The organism is Lacihabitans lacunae (assembly GCF_042649125.1).
Classification (GTDB): Bacteria; Bacteroidota; Bacteroidia; order Cytophagales; family Spirosomataceae; genus Leadbetterella; species Leadbetterella lacunae.
On the sequence record NZ_JBHRYQ010000001.1, the window covers coordinates 1,790,475 to 1,805,516 of the forward strand.

Annotated in this window: 23 protein-coding genes and 2 pseudogenes; all 25 read right to left on the reverse strand. The window is 46.1% G+C overall.

The window, feature by feature from the left end; all coding sequences use genetic code 11:
* Nucleotides 1–11 precede the first annotated feature (11 nt).
* The 25 genes and pseudogenes from ACFOOI_RS07800 to ACFOOI_RS22010 all read right to left on the reverse strand — a co-directional run bounded on the left by ACFOOI_RS07800 (nt 12) and on the right by ACFOOI_RS22010 (nt 14,995).
* Complete coding sequence (locus ACFOOI_RS07800; RefSeq protein ID WP_379836802.1) at nt 12–3,956, reverse strand: beta strand repeat-containing protein; 3,945 nt, start codon at nt 3,954–3,956, stop codon at nt 12–14.
* A gap of 51 nt (nt 3,957–4,007) precedes the next feature.
* Complete coding sequence (locus tag ACFOOI_RS21975) at nt 4,008–4,172, reverse strand: DUF7507 domain-containing protein (protein WP_449274519.1); 165 nt, start codon at nt 4,170–4,172, stop codon at nt 4,008–4,010.
* The gene (locus ACFOOI_RS07805; RefSeq protein WP_379840186.1) at nt 4,151–4,447 is read right to left on the reverse strand and encodes a DUF7507 domain-containing protein; all 297 of its coding nucleotides are present in this window, start codon (nt 4,445–4,447) and stop codon (nt 4,151–4,153) included. The genes ACFOOI_RS21975 and ACFOOI_RS07805 overlap by 22 nt, the downstream gene beginning before the upstream one ends.
* 11 nt (nt 4,448–4,458) lie before the next feature.
* Nucleotides 4,459–6,129 (reverse strand): beta strand repeat-containing protein, encoded by a 1,671-nt coding sequence (locus ACFOOI_RS07810; RefSeq protein ID WP_379840187.1) that lies wholly within the window; start codon nt 6,127–6,129, stop codon nt 4,459–4,461.
* Entirely contained in the window at nt 6,110–6,304 is a 195-nt protein-coding gene (locus tag ACFOOI_RS21980; RefSeq protein WP_449274520.1) for a DUF7507 domain-containing protein, read from the reverse strand. The genes ACFOOI_RS07810 and ACFOOI_RS21980 overlap by 20 nt, the downstream gene beginning before the upstream one ends.
* A gap of 295 nt (nt 6,305–6,599) precedes the next feature.
* Entirely contained in the window at nt 6,600–6,839 is a 240-nt protein-coding gene (locus tag ACFOOI_RS07815; RefSeq protein ID WP_379840188.1) for a DUF7507 domain-containing protein, read from the reverse strand.
* A complete protein-coding gene (locus tag ACFOOI_RS07820; protein ID WP_379840189.1) occupies nt 6,806–7,243 on the reverse strand; it encodes a DUF7507 domain-containing protein in 438 nt (145 codons plus the stop codon). Before ACFOOI_RS07820 ends, ACFOOI_RS07815 begins: the two co-directional genes overlap by 34 nt.
* A gap of 257 nt (nt 7,244–7,500) precedes the next feature.
* Nucleotides 7,501–7,884 (reverse strand): DUF7507 domain-containing protein, encoded by a 384-nt coding sequence (locus ACFOOI_RS07825; RefSeq protein WP_379840190.1) that lies wholly within the window; start codon nt 7,882–7,884, stop codon nt 7,501–7,503.
* Nucleotides 7,851–8,180: a DUF7507 domain-containing protein gene (locus ACFOOI_RS07830; protein WP_379840191.1), complete on the reverse strand. Its 330-nt coding sequence runs from the start codon at nt 8,178–8,180 to the stop codon at nt 7,851–7,853. The genes ACFOOI_RS07825 and ACFOOI_RS07830 overlap by 34 nt, the downstream gene beginning before the upstream one ends.
* 18 nt (nt 8,181–8,198) lie before the next feature.
* Complete coding sequence (locus tag ACFOOI_RS07835; protein ID WP_379840192.1) at nt 8,199–8,933, reverse strand: DUF7507 domain-containing protein; 735 nt, start codon at nt 8,931–8,933, stop codon at nt 8,199–8,201.
* Nucleotides 8,900–9,283, reverse strand: coding sequence for a DUF7507 domain-containing protein (locus ACFOOI_RS07840; RefSeq protein ID WP_379840193.1), 384 nt, complete (start codon nt 9,281–9,283; stop codon nt 8,900–8,902). Before ACFOOI_RS07840 ends, ACFOOI_RS07835 begins: the two co-directional genes overlap by 34 nt.
* Nucleotides 9,250–9,690: a DUF7507 domain-containing protein gene (locus ACFOOI_RS07845; RefSeq protein ID WP_379840194.1), complete on the reverse strand. Its 441-nt coding sequence runs from the start codon at nt 9,688–9,690 to the stop codon at nt 9,250–9,252. Before ACFOOI_RS07845 ends, ACFOOI_RS07840 begins: the two co-directional genes overlap by 34 nt.
* Before the next feature lie 142 nt (nt 9,691–9,832).
* Nucleotides 9,833–10,714 carry a DUF7507 domain-containing protein gene (locus tag ACFOOI_RS07850; RefSeq protein ID WP_449274521.1) on the reverse strand — a complete coding sequence of 294 codons (882 nt, stop codon included), beginning with the start codon at nt 10,712–10,714 and terminating at the stop codon, nt 9,833–9,835.
* A pseudogene (locus tag ACFOOI_RS21985) lies at nt 10,700–10,984 on the reverse strand (DUF7507 domain-containing protein); the annotation flags it as partial. The gene ACFOOI_RS07850 and the pseudogene ACFOOI_RS21985, both read right to left, overlap by 15 nt.
* Entirely contained in the window at nt 10,984–11,163 is a 180-nt protein-coding gene (locus tag ACFOOI_RS21990) for a DUF7507 domain-containing protein (RefSeq protein ID WP_449274522.1), read from the reverse strand. The pseudogene ACFOOI_RS21985 and the gene ACFOOI_RS21990, both read right to left, overlap by 1 nt.
* Complete coding sequence (locus tag ACFOOI_RS07855) at nt 11,142–11,438, reverse strand: DUF7507 domain-containing protein (protein ID WP_379840186.1); 297 nt, start codon at nt 11,436–11,438, stop codon at nt 11,142–11,144. Before ACFOOI_RS07855 ends, ACFOOI_RS21990 begins: the two co-directional genes overlap by 22 nt.
* A complete protein-coding gene (locus tag ACFOOI_RS07860) occupies nt 11,435–12,244 on the reverse strand; it encodes a DUF7507 domain-containing protein (protein ID WP_379840196.1) in 810 nt (269 codons plus the stop codon). Before ACFOOI_RS07860 ends, ACFOOI_RS07855 begins: the two co-directional genes overlap by 4 nt.
* A 136-nt stretch (nt 12,245–12,380) precedes the next feature.
* A complete protein-coding gene (locus tag ACFOOI_RS21995; RefSeq protein ID WP_449274523.1) occupies nt 12,381–12,563 on the reverse strand; it encodes a DUF7507 domain-containing protein in 183 nt (60 codons plus the stop codon).
* Nucleotides 12,542–12,853 (reverse strand): hypothetical protein, encoded by a 312-nt coding sequence (locus tag ACFOOI_RS07865; protein WP_379836804.1) that lies wholly within the window; start codon nt 12,851–12,853, stop codon nt 12,542–12,544. The genes ACFOOI_RS21995 and ACFOOI_RS07865 overlap by 22 nt, the downstream gene beginning before the upstream one ends.
* 33 nt (nt 12,854–12,886) lie before the next feature.
* Complete coding sequence (locus ACFOOI_RS22000) at nt 12,887–13,180, reverse strand: DUF7507 domain-containing protein (protein ID WP_449274524.1); 294 nt, start codon at nt 13,178–13,180, stop codon at nt 12,887–12,889.
* A pseudogene (locus ACFOOI_RS22005) lies at nt 13,160–13,423 on the reverse strand (DUF7507 domain-containing protein); the annotation flags it as partial. The gene ACFOOI_RS22000 and the pseudogene ACFOOI_RS22005, both read right to left, overlap by 21 nt.
* A 413-nt stretch (nt 13,424–13,836) precedes the next feature.
* Nucleotides 13,837–14,244 (reverse strand): DUF7507 domain-containing protein, encoded by a 408-nt coding sequence (locus tag ACFOOI_RS07875; protein WP_379836806.1) that lies wholly within the window; start codon nt 14,242–14,244, stop codon nt 13,837–13,839.
* Complete coding sequence (locus ACFOOI_RS07880; RefSeq protein WP_379836808.1) at nt 14,237–14,515, reverse strand: hypothetical protein; 279 nt, start codon at nt 14,513–14,515, stop codon at nt 14,237–14,239. Before ACFOOI_RS07880 ends, ACFOOI_RS07875 begins: the two co-directional genes overlap by 8 nt.
* Entirely contained in the window at nt 14,484–14,864 is a 381-nt protein-coding gene (locus ACFOOI_RS07885; RefSeq protein ID WP_379840199.1) for a DUF7507 domain-containing protein, read from the reverse strand. Before ACFOOI_RS07885 ends, ACFOOI_RS07880 begins: the two co-directional genes overlap by 32 nt.
* The gene (locus ACFOOI_RS22010) at nt 14,831–14,995 is read right to left on the reverse strand and encodes a DUF7507 domain-containing protein (protein WP_449274525.1); all 165 of its coding nucleotides are present in this window, start codon (nt 14,993–14,995) and stop codon (nt 14,831–14,833) included. Before ACFOOI_RS22010 ends, ACFOOI_RS07885 begins: the two co-directional genes overlap by 34 nt.
* Between the last annotated feature and the right edge of the window lie 47 nt (nt 14,996–15,042).

The window sequence follows — 15,042 nt, forward strand, 5'->3', positions numbered from 1 at the left end:
GGTCGTAAACCCTACTTCTGGGTAAACTTAACGTTGCCTGTGATCGGGTTGTAAACGAATGTTCCTTGGCCGGCTACTACTAAGGTATCTTGGATTCCTGGTAATGCTGGGTTTAGGTCTACCGTTATCTTCGTGATGTCTACAATTGGGCTGCCATCGCTCAAGCTGTCGTTGCTGATGATTGGCAAGGTCACTGTGGTTCCTACCACATTGTTTAGTGAGCTGTCGTTCACCGCTACTGGCGGTTCTTCTACATACGTGATCACAATCGTCGCTGTGCTGTCTAGACCTGTTGCATTTTCAATTAGCGTGTAATTGATTGGGCTTGGGTCAGTCGTAAACCCTACTTCTGGCGTAAACTTAACGTTGCCTGTGATCGGGTTGTAAACGAATGTTCCTTGGCCGGCTACTACTAAGGTATCTTGGATTCCTGGTAATGCTGGGTTTAGGTCTACTGTTATCTTCGTGATGTCTACAATTGGGCTGCCATCGCTCAAGCTGTCGTTGCTGATGATTGGCAAGGTCACTGTGGTTCCTACCACATTGTTTAGTGAGCTGTCGTTCACCGCTACTGGCGGTTCTTCTACATACGTGATCACAATCGTCGCTGTGCTGTCTAGACCTGTTGCATTTTCAATTAGCGTGTAATTGATTGGGCTTGGGTCGGTCGTAAACCCTACTTCTGGGGTAAACTTAACGTTGCCTGTGATCGGGTTGTAAACGAATGTTCCTTGGCCGGCTACTACTAAGGTATCTTGGATTCCTGGTAATGCTGGGTTTAGGTCTACCGTTATCTTCGTGATGTCTACAATTGGGCTACCATCGCTCAAGCTGTCGTTGCTGATGATTGGCAAGGTCACTGTGGTTCCTACCACATTGTTTAGTGAGCTGTCGTTCACCGCTACTGGCGGTTCTTCTACATACGTGATCACAATCGTCGCTGTGCTGTCTAGACCTGTTGCATTTTCAATTAGCGTGTAATTGATTGGGCTTGGGTCAGTCGTAAACCCTACTTCTGGCGTAAACTTAACGTTGCCTGTGATCGGGTTGTAAACGAATGTTCCTTGGCCGGCTACTACTAAGGTATCTTGGATTCCTGGTAATGCTGGGTTTAGGTCTACCGTTATCTTCGTGATGTCTACAATTGGGCTGCCATCGCTCAAGCTGTCGTTGCTGATGATTGGCAAGGTCACTGTGGTTCCTACCACATTGTTTAGTGAGCTGTCGTTCACCGCTACTGGCGGTTCTTCTACATACGTGATCACAATCGTCGCTGTGCTGTCTAGACCTGTTGCATTTTCAATTAGCGTGTAATTGATTGGGCTTGGGTCAGTCGTAAACCCTACTTCTGGCGTAAACTTAACGTTGCCTGTGATCGGGTTGTAAACGAATGTTCCTTGACCCGCTACTACTAAGGTATCTTGGATTCCTGGTAATGCTGGGTTTAGATCTACCGTTATCTTCGTGATGTCTACAATCGGACTACCATCGCTCAAGCTGTCGTTGCTGATGATTGGCAAGGTCACTGTGGTTCCTACCACGTTGTTTAGTGAGCTATCGTTCACTGCTATTGGTGGCTCTTCTACATACGTGATTACGATTGTCGCCGTACTGTCTAGACCCGTTGCATTCTCAATTAGCGTGTAATTGATTGGGCTTGGGTCGGTCGTAAACCCTACTTCTGGGGTAAACTTAACGTTGCCTGTGATCGGGTTGTATACGAATGTTCCTTGGCCGGCCACTACTAGGGTATCTTGGATTCCTGGTAATGCTGGGTTTAGGTCTACCGTTATCTTCGTGATGTCTAAAATCGGACTGCCATCGCTCAAGCTGTCGTTGCTGATGATTGGCAAGGTCACTGTGGTTCCTACCACGTTGTTTAGTGAGCTGTCGTTCACCGCAATCGGTGGCTCTTCTACATACGTGATCACAATCGTAGCCGTACTGTCTAGACCTGTTGCATTCTCAATTAGCGTGTAATTGATTGGGCTTGGGTCAATCGTAAACCCTACTTCTGGGGTAAACTTAACGTTGCCTGTGATCGGGTTGTAAACGAATGTTCCTTGGCCGGCTACTACTAGGGTATCTTGGATTCCTGGTAATGCTGGGTTTAGGTCTACCGTTATCTTCGTGATGTCTACAATTGGACTGCCATCGCTCAAGCTGTCGTTGCTGATGATTGGCAAGGTCACTGTGGTTCCTACCACGTTGTTTAGTGAGCTGTCGTTCACCGCTACTGGCGGTTCTTCTACATACGTGATCACAATCGTCGCTGTGCTGTCTAGACCTGTTGCATTTTCAATTAGCGTGTAATTGATTGGGCTTGGGTCAGTCGTAAACCCTACTTCTGGCGTAAACTTAACGTTGCCTGTGATCGGGTTGTAAACGAATGTTCCTTGACCCGCTACTACTAAGGTATCTTGGATTCCTGGTAATGCTGGGTTTAGATCTACCGTAATTTCAGTAGGAATTGGATTATTCCCATTCGATAAACTATCATTTGAAATAATATTTAATGTAACTGCAGTTCCAACTACATTATTCAAAAGACTATCGTTAACTGCAACCACTAATTCACCTACTTCAAGTGATTCATTTGCGGTTGGATCCACCAATGTACCTCCTACTGGCTTACCAGTTGCTGTTGCTGTATTTAGGATATTTTTATTTGCGACAATATCTTCTCTTGCAATAATATATTCTGAAGTCCAAACTGCTGTTTGACCAGGATATAATGAATCAACTATATTATCAAGAGCATTGTCAATTCCTGTGGTACTAATTAAAGTAATTATTCCTAGAGGGTTTACACCTAAATGAACATCAGAAACTTTAACATCTTTGATTAATACATTACCTGTATTTACAACTGTATATGTATAAGTAATTTTTTGTCCTTCATATACAAGAGTGGTATCATCAGCAATTTTAGTTAAACTTAAATTTGGCAATTGTCTAACTCCTGTTGCCGCGGTATCTGTTTTAACGATTGGCGTCTCCGTGGTTTTTACCGTCGCAATGTTTACTAAAGTATTGCCTGCGTCTATGTCTGCTTGGGTTACCGCATAGCTGATCGTATACGTGAACGTCTCACCTACTTCTAGGATGTTGTTGTTCGTGATACTTTCATTTGTTTTTACTAGCGTGCCAATTGTTCCGTTTGGTAAGGTATCGCTTACGGCTACGTTCGTTAGGCTTTGGTTTCCGGTGTTTACTACCACTACTTCGTAGTTGATTGTGCCCGGTGTCGTCACTGGGTTTTGGCCGCCTACTTGTGTTTTTGTGATCGTTAAGCTTGGTGCCTGGCCTACTGGCGTTGCCGCGGTATCGGTTTTAACAATTGGCGTCTCCGTTGTTTTTACCGTTGCAATGTTTACTAAAGTATTGCCTGCGTCTATGTCTGCTTGGGTTACCGCATAGCTGATCGTATACGTGAACGTCTCACCTACTTCTAGGATGTTGTTGTTCGTGATACTTTCATTTGTTTTTACTAGCGTGCCAATTGTTCCGTTTGGAAGCGTATCGCTTACGGCTACGTTCGTTAGGCTTTGGTTTCCGGTGTTTACTACCACTACTTCGTAGTTGATTGTGCCCGGTGTCGTCACTGGGTTTTGGCCGCCTACTTGTGTTTTCGTGATCGTTAAGCTTGGTGCCTGACTTACTGGCGTTGCCGCTGTATCGGTTTTAACAATTGGCGTCTCCGTTGTTTTTACCGTTGCAATGTTTACTAAAGTATTGCCTGCGTCTATGTCTGCTTGGGTTACCGCATAGCTGATCGTATACGTGAACGTCTCACCTACTTCTAGGATGTTGTTGTTCGTGATACTTTCATTTGTTTTTACTAGCGTGCCAATTGTTCCGTTTGGTAAGGTATCGCTTACGGCTACGTTTGTTAGGCTTTGGTTTCCGGTGTTTACTACCACTACTTCGTAGTTGATTGTGCCCGGTGTCGTCACTGGGTTTTGGCCGCCTACTTGTGTTTTCGTATCGTTAGCTTGGCGTTTGACTTACTGGTGTTGCCGCTGTATCGTTTTAACAATCGGCGTCTCCGTTGTTTTTACGGTCGCAATGTTTACTAAAGTATTGCCTGCGTCTATGTCTGCTTGGGTTACCGCATAGCTGATCGTATACGTGAACGTCTCGCCTACTTCTAGGATGTTGTTGTTCGTGATACTTTCGTTGTTTTTACTAGCGTGCCAATTGTTCCGTTTGGAAGCGTATCGCTTACGGCTACGTTCGTTAGGCTTTGGTTTCCGGTGTTTACTACCACTACTTCGTAGTTGATTGTGCCCGGTGTCGTCACTGGGTTTTGGCCGCCTACTTGTGTTTTCGTGATCGTTAAGCTTGGTGCCTGACTTACTGGCGTTGCCGCGGTATCGGTTTTAACAATTGGCGTCTCCGTTGTTTTTACCGTTGCAATGTTTACTAAAGTATTGCCTGCGTCTATGTCTGCTTGGGTTACGCATAGTTGATCGTATACGTGAACGTCTCACCTACTTCTAGGATGTTGTTGTTCGTGATACTTTCATTTGTTTTTACTAGCGTGCCAATTGTTCCGTTTGGAAGCGTATCGCTTACGGCTACGTTCGTTAGGCTTTGGTTTCCGGTGTTTACTACCACTACTTCGTAGTTGATTGTGCCCGGTGTCGTCACTGGGTTTTGGCCGCCTACTTGTGTTTTCGTGATCGTTAAGCTTGGTGCCTGACTTACTGGCGTTGCCGCGGTATCGGTTTTAACAATTGGCGTCTCCGTTGTTTTTACCGTTGCAATGTTTACTAAAGTATTGCCTGCGTCTATGTCTGCTTGGGTTACCGCATAGCTGATCGTATACGTGAACGTCTCACCTACTTCTAGGATGTTGTTGTTCGTGATACTTTCATTTGTTTTTACTAGCGTGCCAATTGTTCCGTTTGGAAGCGTATCGCTTACGGCTACGTTCGTTAGGCTTTGGTTTCCGGTGTTTACTACCACTACTTCGTAGTTGATTGTGCCCGGTGTCGTCACTGGGTTTTGGCCGCCTACTTGTGTTTTCGTGATCGTTAAGCTTGGTGCCTGACTTACTGGCGTTGCCGCGGTATCGGTTTTAACAATTGGCGTCTCCGTTGTTTTTACCGTTGCAATGTTTACTAAAGTATTGCCTGCGTCTATGTCTGCTTGGGTTACCGCATAGCTGATCGTATACGTGAACGTCTCACCTACTTCTAGGATGTTGTTGTTCGTGATACTTTCATTTGTTTTTACTAGCGTGCCAATTGTTCCGTTTGGTAAGGTATCGCTTACCGCTACGTTCGTTAGGCTTTGGTTTCCGGTGTTTACTACCACTACTTCGTAGTTGATTGTGCCCGGTGTCGTCACTGGGTTTTGGCCGCCTACTTGTGTTTTCGTGATCGTTAAGCTTGGTGCCTGACTTACTGGCGTTGCCGCGGTATCGGTTTTAACAATTGGCGTCTCCGTTGTTTTTACCGTTGCAATGTTTACTAAAGTATTGCCTGCGTCTATGTCTGCTTGGGTTACCGCATAGCTGATCGTATACGTGAACGTCTCACCTACTTCTAGGATGTTGTTGTTCGTGATACTTTCATTTGTTTTTACTAGCGTGCCAATTGTTCCGTTTGGAAGCGTATCGCTTACGGCTACGTTCGTTAGGCTTTGGTTTCCGGTGTTTACTACCACTACTTCGTAGTTGATTGTGCCCGGTGTCGTCACTGGGTTTTGGCCGCCTACTTGTGTTTTCGTGATCGTTAAGCTTGGTGCCTGACTTACTGGCGTTGCCGCTGTATCGGTTTTAACAATTGGCGTCTCCGTTGTTTTTACCGTTGCAATGTTTACTAAAGTATTGCCTGCGTCTATGTCTGCTTGGGTTACCGCATAGCTGATCGTATACGTGAACGTCTCACCTACTTCTAGGATGTTGTTGTTCGTGATACTTTCGTTTGTTTTTACTAGCGTGCCAATTGTTCCGTTTGGAAGCGTATCGCTTACGGCTACGTTCGTTAGGCTTTGGTTTCCGGTGTTTACTACCACTACTTCGTAGTTGATTGTGCCCGGTGTCGTCACTGGGTTTTGGCCGCCTACTTGTGTTTTCGTGATCGTTAAGCTTGGTGCCTGCCTACTGGTGTTGCGCTGTATCGGTTTTAACGATTGGCGTTTCCGTTGTTTTTACCGTTGCAATGTTGACTAAAGTATTGCCTGCGTCTATGTCTGCTTGGGTTACCGCATAGCTGATCGTATACGTGAACGTCTCACCTACTTCTAGGATGTTGTTGTTCGTGATACTTTCGTTGGTTTTTACTAGCGTGCCAATTGTTCCGTTTGGTAAGGTGTCGCTTACGCTACGTTCGTTAGGCTTTGGTTTCCGGTGTTTACTACCACTACTTCGTAGTTGATTGTGCCCGGTGTCGTCACTGGGTTTTGGCCGCCTACTTGTGTTTTCGTGATCGTTAAGCTTGGTGCCTGACCTACTGGCGTTGCTGCTGTATCGGTTTTAACGATCGGCGTTTCCGTGTTTTTACCGTTGCAATGTTGACTAAAGTATTGCCTGCGTCTATGTCTGCTTGGTTACGCATAGCTGATCGTATACGTGAACGTCTCTCCTACTTCTAGGATGTTGTTGTTCGTGATACTTTCGTTGTTTTTACTAGCGTGCCAATTGTTCCGTTTGGTAAGGTGTCGCTTACCGCTACGTTCGTTAGGCTTTGGTTTCCGGTGTTTACTACCACTACTTCGTAGTTGATTGTGCCCGGTGTCGTCACTGGGTTTTGGCCGCCTACTTGTGTTTTCGTGATCGTTAAGCTTGGTGCCTGACCTACTGGCGTTGCTGCTGTATCGGTTTTAACAATTGGCGTTTCCGTGTTTTTACCGTTGCAATTTGACTAGTTGTTCCTGCGTCTATGTCTGCTTGGGTTACCGCATAGCTGATCGTATACGTGAACGTCTCACCTACTTCTAGGATGTTGTTGTTCGTGATACTTTCATTTGTTTTTACTAGCGTGCCAATTGTTCCGTTTGGTAAGGTGTCGCTTACCGCTACGTTCGTTAGGCTTTGGTTTCCGGTGTTTACTACCACTACTTCGTAGTTGATTGTGCCCGGTGTCGTCACTGGGTTTTGGCCGCCTACTTGTGTTTTCGTGATCGTTAAGCTTGGTGCCTGACCTACTGGCGTTGCTGCTGTATCGGTTTTAACGATCGGCGTTTCCGTGGTTTTTACCGTTGCAATGTTGACTAAAGTATTGCCTGCGTCTATGTCTGCTTGGGTACCGCATAGTTGATCGTATACGTGAACGTCTCTCCTACTTCTAGGATGTTGTTGTTCGTGATACTTTCATTGTTTTTACTAGCGTGCCAATTGTTCCGTTTGGTAAGGTGTCGCTTACGCTACGTTCGTTAGGCTTTGGTTTCCGGTGTTTACTACCACTACTTCGTAGTTGATTGTGCCCGGTGTCGTCACTGGGTTTTGGCCGCCTACTTGTGTTTTCGTGATCGTTAAGCTTGGTGCCTGACTTACTGGCGTTGCCGCGGTATCGGTTTTAACGATCGGTGTTTCGTTGTTTTTACCGTTGCAATGTTTACTAAAGTATTGCCTGCGTCTATGTCTGCTTGGGTTACCGCATAGTTGATCGTATACGTGAACGTCTCGCCTACTTCTAGGATGTTGTTGTTCGTGATACTTTCATTTGTTTTTACTAGCGTGCCAATTGTTCCGTTTGGTAAGGTGTCGCTTACGGCTACGTTCGTTAGGCTTTGGTTTCCGGTGTTTACTACCACTACTTCGTAGTTGATTGTGCCCGGTGTCGTCACTGGGTTTTGGCCGCCTACTTGTGTTTTCGTGATCGTTAAGCTTGGTGCCTGACCTACTGGCGTTGCCGCTGTATCGGTTTTAACAATCGGTGTTTCGTTGTTTTTACGGTCGCAATGTTGACTAAAGTATTGCCTGCGTCTATGTCTGCTTGGGTTACCGCATAGCTGATCGTATACGTGAACGTCTCACCTACTTCTAGGATGTTGTTGTTCGTGATACTTTCATTTGTTTTTACTAGCGTGCCAATTGTTCCGTTTGGTAAGGTATCGCTTACGGCTACGTTCGTTAGGCTTTGGTTTCCGGTGTTTACTACCACTACTTCGTAGTTGATTGTGCCCGGTGTCGTCACTGGGTTTTGGCCGCCTACTTGTGTTTTCGTGATCGTTAGCTTGGCGTTGACTTACTGGTGTTGCCGCTGTATCGTTTTAACAATTGGCGTCTCCGTTGTTTTTACGGTCGCAATGTTTACTAAAGTATTGCCTGCGTCTATGTCTGCTTGGGTTACCGCATAGCTGATCGTATACGTGAACGTCTCACCTACTTCTAGGATGTTGTTGTTCGTGATACTTTCATTTGTTTTTACTAGCGTGCCAATTGTTCCGTTTGGAAGCGTATCGCTTACGGCTACGTTCGTTAGGCTTTGGTTTCCGGTGTTTACTACCACTACTTCGTAGTTGATTGTGCCCGGTGTCGTCACTGGGTTTTGGCCGCCTACTTGTGTTTTCGTGATCGTTAAGCTTGGTGCCTGACTTACTGGCGTTGCCGCTGTATCGGTTTTAACAATTGGCGTCTCCGTTGTTTTTACCGTTGCAATGTTTACTAAAGTATTGCCTGCGTCTATGTCTGCTTGGGTTACCGCATAGCTGATCGTATACGTGAACGTCTCACCTACTTCTAGGATGTTGTTGTTCGTGATACTTTCGTTTGTTTTTACTAGCGTGCCAATTGTTCCGTTTGGAAGCGTATCGCTTACGGCTACGTTCGTTAGGCTTTGGTTTCCGGTGTTTACTACCACTACTTCGTAGTTGATTGTGCCCGGTGTCGTCACTGGGTTTTGGCCGCCTACTTGTGTTTTCGTGATCGTTAAGCTTGGTGCCTGGCCTACTGGTGTTGCGGCTGTATCGGTTTTAACGATTGGGTTTCCGTTGTTTTTACCGTTGCAATGTTGACTAAAGTATTGCCTGCGTCTATGTCTGCTTGGGTTACCGCATAGCTGATCGTATACGTGAACGTCTCACCTACTTCTAGGATGTTGTTGTTCGTGATACTTTCGTTTGTTTTTACTAGCGTGCCAATTGTTCCGTTTGGTAAGGTATCGCTTACGGCTACGTTCGTTAGGCTTTGGTTTCCGGTGTTTACTACCACTACTTCGTAGTTGATTGTGCCCGGTGTCGTCACTGGGTTTTGGCCGCCTACTTGTGTTTTCGTGATCGTTAAGCTTGGTGCCTGGCCTACTGGTGTTGCGGCTGTATCGGTTTTAACGATTGGGTTTCCGTTGTTTTTACCGTTGCAATGTTTACTAAAGTATTGCCTGCGTCTATGTCTGCTTGGGTTACCGCATAGCTGATCGTATACGTGAACGTCTCACCTACTTCTAGGATGTTGTTGTTCGTGATACTTTCATTTGTTTTTACTAGCGTGCCAATTGTTCCGTTTGGTAAGGTATCGCTTACGGCTACGTTCGTTAGGCTTTGGTTTCCGGTGTTTACTACCACTACTTCGTAGTTGATTGTGCCCGGTGTCGTCACTGGGTTTTGGCCGCCTACTTGTGTTTTCGTGATCGTTAAGCTTGGTGCCTGACCTACTGGCGTTGCCGCGGTATCGGTTTTAACAATTGGCGTCTCCGTTGTTTTTACCGTTGCAATGTTTACTAAAGTATTGCCTGCGTCTATGTCTGCTTGGTTACCGCATAGCTGATCGTATACGTGAACGTCTCGCCTACTTCTAGGATGTTGTTGTTCGTGATACTTTCATTTGTTTTTACTAGCGTGCCAATTGTTCCGTTTGGAAGCGTGTCGCTTACGGCTACGTTCGTTAGGCTTTGGTTTCCGTGTTTACTACCACTACTTCGTAGTTGATTGTGCCCGGTGTCGTCACTGGGTTTTGGCCGCCTACTTGTGTTTTCGTGATCGTTAAGCTTGGTGCCTGACCTACTGGTGTTGCCGCGGTATCGGTTTTAACAATCGGCGTCTCCGTTGTTTTTACGGTCGCAATGTTTACTAAAGTATTGCCTGCGTCTATGTCTGCTTGGGTTACCGCATAGCTGATCGTATACGTGAACGTCTCACCTACTTCTAGGATGTTGTTGTTCGTGATACTTTCATTTGTTTTTACTAGCGTGCCAATTGTTCCGTTTGGTAAGGTATCGCTTACGGCTACGTTCGTTAGGCTTTGGTTTCCGGTGTTTACTACCACTACTTCGTAGTTGATTGTGCCCGGTGTCGTCACTGGGTTTTGGCCGCCTACTTGTGTTTTTGTGATCGTTAAGCTTGGTGCCTGGCCTACTGGCGTTGCCGCGGTATCGGTTTTAACAATTGGCGTCTCCGTTGTTTTTACCGTTGCAATGTTTACTAAAGTATTGCCTGCGTCTATGTCTGCTTGGGTTACCGCATAGCTGATCGTATACGTGAACGTCTCACCTACTTCTAGGATGTTGTTGTTCGTGATACTTTCATTTGTTTTTACTAGCGTGCCAATTGTTCCGTTTGGAAGCGTATCGCTTACGGCTACGTTCGTTAGGCTTTGGTTTCCGGTGTTTACTACCACTACTTCGTAGTTGATTGTGCCCGGTGTCGTCACTGGGTTTTGGCCGCCTACTTGTGTTTTCGTGATCGTTAAGCTTGGTGCCTGACTTACTGGCGTTGCCGCTGTATCGGTTTTAACAATTGGCGTCTCCGTTGTTTTTACCGTTGCAATGTTTACTAAAGTATTGCCTGCGTCTATGTCTGCTTGGGTTACCGCATAGCTGATCGTATACGTGAACGTCTCACCTACTTCTAGGATGTTGTTGTTCGTGATACTTTCATTTGTTTTTACTAGCGTGCCAATTGTTCCGTTTGGTAAGGTATCGCTTACGGCTACGTTCGTTAGGCTTTGGTTTCCGGTGTTTACTACCACTACTTCGTAGTTGATTGTGCCCGGTGTCGTCACTGGGTTTTGGCCGCCTACTTGTGTTTTCGTGATCGTTAAGCTTGGTGACTTACTGGTGTTGCCGCTGTATCGGTTTTAACAATCGGCGTCTCCGTTGTTTTTACGGTCGCAATGTTTACTAAAGTATTGCCTGCGTCTATGTCTGCTTGGGTTACCGCATAGCTGATCGTATACGTGAACGTCTCGCCTACTTCTAGGATGTTGTTGTTCGTGATACTTTCGTTGTTTTTACTAGCGTGCCAATTGTTCCGTTTGGAAGCGTATCGCTTACGGCTACGTTCGTTAGGCTTTGGTTTCCGGTGTTTACTACCACTACTTCGTAGTTGATTGTGCCCGGTGTCGTCACTGGGTTTTGGCCGCCTACTTGTGTTTTCGTGATCGTTAAGCTTGGTGCCTGACTTACTGGCGTTGCCGCGGTATCGGTTTTAACAATTGGCGTCTCCGTTGTTTTTACCGTTGCAATGTTTACTAAAGTATTGCCTGCGTCTATGTCTGCTTGGTTACCGCATAGCTGATCGTATACGTGAACGTCTCACCTACTTCTAGGATGTTGTTGTTCGTGATACTTTCATTTGTTTTTACTAGCGTGCCAATTGTTCCGTTTGGAAGCGTATCGCTTACGGCTACGTTCGTTAGGCTTTGGTTTCCGGTGTTTACTACCACTACTTCGTAGTTGATTGTGCCCGGTGTCGTCACTGGGTTTTGGCCGCCTACTTGTGTTTTCGTGATCGTTAAGCTTGGTGCCTGACTTACTGGCGTTGCCGCGGTATCGGTTTTAACAATTGGCGTCTCCGTTGTTTTTACCGTTGCAATGTTTACTAAAGTATTGCCTGCGTCTATGTCTGCTTGGGTTACCGCATAGCTGATCGTATACGTGAACGTCTCACCTACTTCTAGGATGTTGTTGTTCGTGATACTTTCATTTGTTTTTACTAGCGTGCCAATTGTTCCGTTTGGAAGCGTATCGCTTACGGCTACGTTCGTTAGGCTTTGGTTTCCGGTGTTTACTACCACTACTTCGTAGTTGATTGTGCCCGGTGTCGTCACTGGGTTTTGGCCGCCTACTTGTGTTTTCGTGATCGTTAAGCTTGGTGCCTGACTTACTGGCGTTGCCGCGGTATCGGTTTTAACAATTGGCGTCTCCGTTGTTTTTACCGTTGCAATGTTTACTAAAGTATTGCCTGCGTCTATGTCTGCTTGGGTTACCGCATAGCTGATCGTATACGTGAACGTCTCACCTACTTCTAGGATGTTGTTGTTCGTGATACTTTCATTTGTTTTTACTAGCGTGCCAATTGTTCCGTTTGGTAAGGTATCGCTTACGCTACGTTCGTTAGGCTTTGGTTTCCGGTGTTTACTACCACTACTTCGTAGTTGATTGTGCCCGGTGTCGTCACTGGGTTTTGGCCGCCTACTTGTGTTTTCGTGATCGTTAGCTTGGTGCCTGACTTACTGGCGTTGCCGCGGTATCGGTTTTAACAATTGGCGTCTCCGTTGTTTTTACGGTCGCAATGTTTACTAAAGTATTGCCTGCGTCTATGTCTGCTTGGGTTACCGCATAGCTGATCGTATACGTGAACGTCTCGCCTACTTCTAGGATGTTGTTGTTCGTGATACTTTCGTTGTTTTTACTAGCGTGCCAATTGTTCCGTTTGGTAAGGTGTCGCTTACGCTACGTTCGTTAGGCTTTGGTTTCCGGTGTTTACTACCACTACTTCGTAGTTGATTGTGCCCGGTGTCGTCACTGGGTTTTGGCCGCCTACTTGTGTTTTCGTGATCGTTAAGCTTGGTGCCTGACCTACTGGCGTTGCGCTGTATCGGTTTTAACGATCGGCGTTTCCGTGTTTTTACCGTTGCAATGTTGACTAAAGTATTGCCTGCGTCTATGTCTGCTTGGTTACGCATAGCTGATCGTATACGTGAACGTCTCTCCTACTTCTAGGATGTTGTTGTTCGTGATACTTTCGTTGTTTTTACTAGCGTGCCAATTGTTCCGTTTGGTAAGGTGTCGCTTACCGCTACGTTCGTTAGGCTTTGGTTTCCGGTGTTTACTACCACTACTTCGTAGTTGATTGTGCCCGGTGTCGTCACTGGGTTTTGGCCGCCTACTTGTGTTTTCGTGATCGTTAAGCTTGGTGCCTGACCTACTGGCGTTGCTGCTGTATCGGTTTTAACAATTGGCGTTTCCGTGTTTTTACCGTTGCAATGTTGACTAGTATTGCCTGCGTCTATGTCTGCTTGGGTTACCGCATAGCTGATCGTATACGTGAACGTCTCACCTACTTCTAGGATGTTGTTGTTCGTGATACTTTCATTTGTTTTTACTAGCGTGCCAATTGTTCCGTTTGGTAAGGTGTCGCTTACCGCTACGTTCGTTAGGCTTTGGTTTCCGGTGTTTACTACCACTACTTCGTAGTTGATTGTGCCCGGTGTCGTCACTGGGTTTTGGCCGCCTACTTGTGTTTTCGTGATCGTTAAGCTTGGTGCCTGACCTACTGGCGTTGCGCTGTATCGGTTTTAACGATCGGCGTTTCCGTGTTTTTACCGTTGCAATGTTGACTAAAGTATTGCCTGCGTCTATGTCTGCTTGGGTACCGCATAGTGATCGTATACGTGAACGTCTCTCCTACTTCTAGGATGTTGTTGTTCGTGATACTTTCATTGTTTTTACTAGCGTGCCAATTGTTCCGTTTGGTAAGGTGTCGCTTACGCTACGTTCGTTAGGCTTTGGTTTCCGGTGTTTACTACCACTACTTCGTAGTTGATTGTGCCCGGTGTCGTCACTGGGTTTTGGCCGCCTACTTGTGTTTTCGTGATCGTTAAGCTTGGTGCCTGACCTACTGGTGTTGCCGCGGTATCGGTTTTAACAATCGGCGTCTCCGTTGTTTTTACGTCGCAATGTTTACTAAAGTATTGCCTGCGTCTATGTCTGCTTGGGTTACCGCATAGCTGATCGTATACGTGAACGTCTCGCCTACTTCTAGGATGTTGTTGTTCGTGATACTTTCGTTGGTTTTTACTAGCGTGCCAATTGTTCCGTTTGGAAGCGTATCGCTTACGGCTACGTTCGTTAGGCTTTGGTTTCCGGTGTTTACTACCACTACTTCGTAGTTGATTGTGCCCGGTGTCGTCACTGGGTTTTGGCCGCCTACTTGTGTTTTCGTGATCGTTAAGCTTGGTGCCTGACTTACTGGCGTTGCCGCGGTATCGGTTTTAACAATTGGCGTCTCCGTTGTTTTTACCGTTGCAATGTTTACTAAAGTATTGCCTGCGTCTATGTCTGCTTGGTTACGCATAGCTGATCGTATACGTGAACGTCTCTCCTACTTCTAGGATGTTGTTGTTCGTGATACTTTCGTTGGTTTTTACTAGCGTGCCAATTGTTCCGTTTGGTAAGGTGTCGCTTACGCTACGTTCGTTAGGCTTTGGTTTCCGGTGTTTACTACCACTACTTCGTAGTTGATTGTGCCCGGTGTCGTCACTGGGTTTTGGCCGCCTACTTGTGTTTTCGTGATCGTTAAGCTTGGTGCCTGACTTACTGGCGTTGCGCTGTATCGGTTTTAACAATTGGCGTTTCCGTGTTTTTACCGTTGCAATATTGACTAGTTGTTCCTGCGTCTATGTCTGCTTGGGTTACCGCATAGCTGATCGTATACGTGAACGTCTCACCTACTTCTAGGATGTTGTTGTTCGTGATACTTTCATTTGTTTTTACTAGCGTGCCAATTGTTCCGTTTGGTAAGGTGTCGCTTACCGCTACGTTCGTTAGGCTTTGGTTTCCGGTGTTTACTACCACTACTTCGTAGTTGATTGTGCCCGGTGTCGTCACTGGGTTTTGGCCGCCTACTTGTGTTTTCGTGATCGTTAAGCTTGGTGCCTGACCTACTGGCGTTGCTGCTGTATCGGTTTTAACGATCGGCGTTTCCGTGTTTTTACCGTTGCAATGTTGACTAAAGTATTGCCTGCGTCTATGTCTGCTTGGGTAACCGCATAGTTGATCGTATACGTGAACGTCTCTCCTACTTCTAGGATGTTGTTGTTCGTGATACTTTCATTGTTTTTACTAGCGTGCCAATTGTTCCGTTTGGTAAGGT

Bases quoted from the DNA above. Each gene is read 5' to 3' on its own strand.
- ACFOOI_RS07865 (WP_379836804.1), bottom strand. From the start codon at position 12,853: ATGCGTAACCAAGCAGACATAGACGCAGGCAATACTTTAGTCAACATT.
- ACFOOI_RS07875 (WP_379836806.1), bottom strand. From the start codon at position 14,244: ATGCGTAACCAAGCAGACATAGACGCAGGCAATACTTTAGTAAACATT.